The sequence below is a fragment of the Mailhella sp. genome, assembly GCF_057866825.1.
Map to the genome: position 1 here is coordinate 1 of NZ_DBMAHT010000163.1, position 3,828 is coordinate 3,828.

The 3,828-nt window shown below is 60.3% G+C and carries 3 protein-coding genes; all 3 read left to right on the forward strand.

Going from position 1 to position 3,828, the window contains the following annotated elements; translation table 11 throughout:
- Positions 1–180 precede the first annotated feature (180 nt).
- On the forward strand, positions 181–945 hold the full coding sequence (locus tag ACZM96_RS10015) for an esterase family protein (RefSeq protein WP_489488873.1): 765 nt from the start codon (positions 181–183) through the stop codon (positions 943–945).
- A gap of 83 nt (positions 946–1,028) precedes the next feature.
- Complete coding sequence (locus ACZM96_RS10020; protein WP_294486398.1) at positions 1,029–2,225, forward strand: ATP-grasp domain-containing protein; 1,197 nt, start codon at positions 1,029–1,031, stop codon at positions 2,223–2,225.
- Between the two features lie 368 nt (positions 2,226–2,593).
- Positions 2,594–3,127 (forward strand): flavodoxin family protein, encoded by a 534-nt coding sequence (locus ACZM96_RS10025; protein WP_489488875.1) that lies wholly within the window; start codon positions 2,594–2,596, stop codon positions 3,125–3,127.
- Positions 3,128–3,828: the final 701 nt, after the last annotated feature.

The following is a 3,828-nucleotide window of genomic DNA, read 5'->3' on the forward strand; positions in this document are numbered from 1 at the left end:
GCCGCATGGCGCACGATCTGCGCCTCGTGGCCGACGCCATTTTCGACCGCGGCATCCATCTGACCGCGCGCGTGGTTCCCGGCGGCGAACACAGCGAGGCCAGCTGGGAAAAACAGACGCCCTTCTTCATCGACACCCTCATGTACGGCCTGGACGGCTGACGCCAACTCGGAGGACAGCATGCAGACAAGATACTTCAAGGAATACAGTCCCGCCCTCGGTCGCGACATGGAATGCAAGGTGTACGGTCACGCCGGCCGTCCCATGCTCTTCGTTCCCTGTCAGGACGGCCGCTTCTTCTCGTTTGAAGACTTCCACATGTCCGACACCATGGCCCCGTGGATAGAAGACGGCAGACTCATGGTCATTGCCGTGGACACCATCGATCAGGAAACGTGGTCCAACAAGAGCGGCGATCCGTGGTGGCGCATCCGCCGTCACGAAGCGTGGATGAATCATCTCTTCAACGAAATCGTGCCCTTCGGTCAGCACTTGGCGCGCGTGGCCAACGGCTGGGACGGGCATCCCGGCCTCATCGCCTTCGGATGCAGTCTCGGCGCGCTCCACGCGGCGAATCTGTACCTGCGCCGCCCGGATCTCTTCAACGGGCTGCTGGCGCTTTCGGGCATCTACACGGCGAGCTACGGCTTCGGCTCCTACATGGACGAAGTGGTGTACCGCAACTCTCCCGTGGACTACATGGCAAATTTCCCGTCCGATCATCCCTACATTCCTCTGTACAACAGCCAGCGCGCCGCCATCTGCGTGGGCCAGGGAGCGTGGGAACTGCCCGAATCCACGAGGCAGCTCAAGGACATCTTTGAAAGAAAGGGCATCCACCTCTGGGTGGACATCTGGGGACACGACGTCAATCACGACTGGCCGTGGTGGTACCGGCAGGTGGAATACTTTCTGCCGTGGCTGCTCGGCGAACGCGCAGCCTGACATCTGAATTGCAGGGGGATGCCGGATCGGCGCGTCGCCGATCCGTTTCAGAAGGAAGGCGCCGAAAGGAGGATCAAGGCACCATGAAAAACTTTGTGTTCATTTCACCGAATTTTCCCACAAACTACTGGAAGTTCTGCCATCACCTCAAGGCCGACGGCCTGAACGTGCTCGGCATAGGCGATCAGCCCTATGACGAGCTTCTGCCGGAACTTCGGGCCAGTCTCAGCGAATACTACAAGGTGAGCAGTCTGGAAAATTACGATGAAGTGTACCGGGCCATGGGCTTTTTCATCCACAAATACGGCCGCATCGACTGGCTGGAATCGAACAACGAATACTGGCTGGAACGCGACGCCGCCCTCCGCACCGACTTCAACATCACGAGCGGATTCCAGAACAAGGACATTCCCAGCATCCGCTTCAAGTCGGGCATGAAGGAATTCTACCGCCGCGCAGGCATCGCCACGGCGCCCTATCACCTCGTGGACGACAGACAGGGCTGCCTTGACTTCATCGGCCGCGTGGGCTGGCCCGTGGTGGTGAAGCCCGACAACGGCGTGGGCGCGTCCGACACGCGCAAGCTTGCCTCCGAGGCCGACCTCGACGCCTTTCTTGCGCAAAAGAAATCCGGCGTGCCGTACATCATGGAAGAGTTCATCCACGCGGAAATCAATTCCTACGACGCCATCTACAATTCCAAGGGCGAACCGATCTTCGAGACCGGCAACATCACGCCCAAGTCGCTGATGGACGTGGTGAACAACGCCGAAAACGTCATGTACTACATTCTCAAGGATCTGCCCGACGACACCCGCGCCGCCGGACGCGCCACGGCCAAAAGCTTCGGCGTGAAGAGCCGCTTCGTGCACTTTGAATTCTTCCGGCTCACGCAGGATCAGGCAGGCATGGGAAAGAAAGGCGACGTGGTGGCGCTGGAAGTGAACATGCGCCCGAGCGGCGGCTACAGCCCCGACATGATGAACTTCGCGAACAGCACCGACGTGTACAAGATCTGGGCGGACATGATCGCCTTCGACCGCTCCACCCTGCCCGTGGGCGAACACTTCTACTGCGCCTTTGCCGGACGCCGCGACGGATGCGAATTCCGCCTCTCCCGCGAGGAACTGGAGAAGAAGTACGCCGCAAACATGAAAATGATCGGGCGCATTCCTCCGGCGCTGGCCGACGCCATGGCGGATCAGATGTTCATCGCCACCTTCTCCACCAAGGAAGACATGAACGCCTTCTACGCCGACGCTCTGGCTCCGAAAAACTAGCCGACTCTCCGGCAGGGCCGTTCCGACGACGCACGCCGCCTGCGGAACGCCCCTGTCCGGAGCCGAAATCTTTTCTCCTGCCCGCCGCTTCGACGCGGGTGCCTTCGCCCTCCCTTGTCCGGACCGGAATCTTGTCTCCGGGCCCACCGCTTCGGCACGGACGACTTCCACCGTCGGCGAGAGTTTCAGGCAAGAAATAGAAAGAATCGGCTATGGACAGGGGCGGGGAAAAGGCCCACCCTGAGCGTTGCCGTCTCTCCGATGGTCGGGGAGCGACGTTCCGCCGCGCTGCGGCGCATGCGGACTCCGCTTCGGGAACGAAAAACGCCTCGAGGCGAACTTCGGCCTTCAACCGCACAGGAAACACCATGAAAGACATCGTCATCATTTCGTCGAGCCCGCGCAAGGGCGGCAATTCCGATCTGCTTTGTGATCAGTTCATGAAAGGCGCGCTCGAAGCCGGGCACAAGGTGGAAAAAATCGCGCTTCGGGAAAAGAATCTGCATCCTTGCATGGGCTGCGGAGCCTACGAAAAGAGCCACCGCTGCGTGCAGAAGGACGACATGGCGGTCATTCTCGACAGACTTGTCGAGGCCGACGTCATCGTCATGGCCACGCCCGTGTATTTCTACACCATGAGCGCGCAGATGAAAATGTTCATCGACAGAACCGTGCCCCGCTACACCGAAATTTCGGGCAAGGAATTCTACTTCATCGCCACCGCCGCCGACGGCAACAAAAAGGCGCTGGAACGCACCATCGACGGCTTCCGCGGCTTTACCGACTGCCTGGAAGGCGCGCAGGAAAAGGGCGTGCTTCTCGCTCCCGGCGTGTGGAAGAAAGGCGAAGTGACCGGCAGCGCCGCCATGGAAGAGGCGTTCAACATGGGACGCAACGCCTGAGCGCTTTTCCCAGCATTCCAGCCATGCGGCGGGAAAGGATGATTCCCCCTTTCCCGTCGCATGGCCGCGCACGGCCTGCTTTTTCCTGCGGCATACCGCCGAACGTTCTTTTTCCTCCGCACGTCCGCACTTCTCCGAAACCGACCGGCAAAAGCTGCCAAAAGCTGCGTTTTCCCATGTAATTCCGCGTCTGCGCCTCACGAAGCGGTATTCCATGGGAATGGACTCTTCCCATGCGCATGGGAACTCACTCATGGGTGTCCTTGGTTGCGGTCGACGGCTTTCCACGTTCCCGTGCGCGCAGGGACACGCTCAGCGGCAAAAAAGCGAAACGCTCCGAGAACAAAGAATTTCCGCGCGTGGGAACGCGTTGCAACGCTCAACGTTTGTCGCCGCTGAATAACAAGGATTCCCGCACTCGGGGAGCGCGAGGAAACTGTGCAACGCCCGCCAGAGGCAGAAAGCACACTTCCCCTCGCGAAACTGCGCCGACCGATGCTCGGGGATGGCGCCTGCAACGCCCGTTCTTCCCCGCGCGGAGCCGAGCTCTGCATGAGCTCTCCTTCCACAATGGGAGAACTCAACGTTTCCGGCTGCGATTCCGAAAGAACGCCGTGAGCCTGCCGAAAACATGACGGCGCACATCTTCCACCCGATCCCGCAGCGCGCCATCCGTGAACCTTCCGGGCGACTTCCCCTCT

What these genes read in the sequence shown, in the direction of transcription:
- ACZM96_RS10015 (WP_489488873.1), top strand. Translation starts at nt 181, where the DNA reads ATGCAGACAAGATACTTCAAGGAATACAGTCCCGCCCTCGGTCGCGAC.
- ACZM96_RS10020 (WP_294486398.1), top strand. Translation starts at nt 1,029, where the DNA reads ATGAAAAACTTTGTGTTCATTTCACCGAATTTTCCCACAAACTACTGG.
- ACZM96_RS10025 (WP_489488875.1), top strand. Translation starts at nt 2,594, where the DNA reads ATGAAAGACATCGTCATCATTTCGTCGAGCCCGCGCAAGGGCGGCAAT.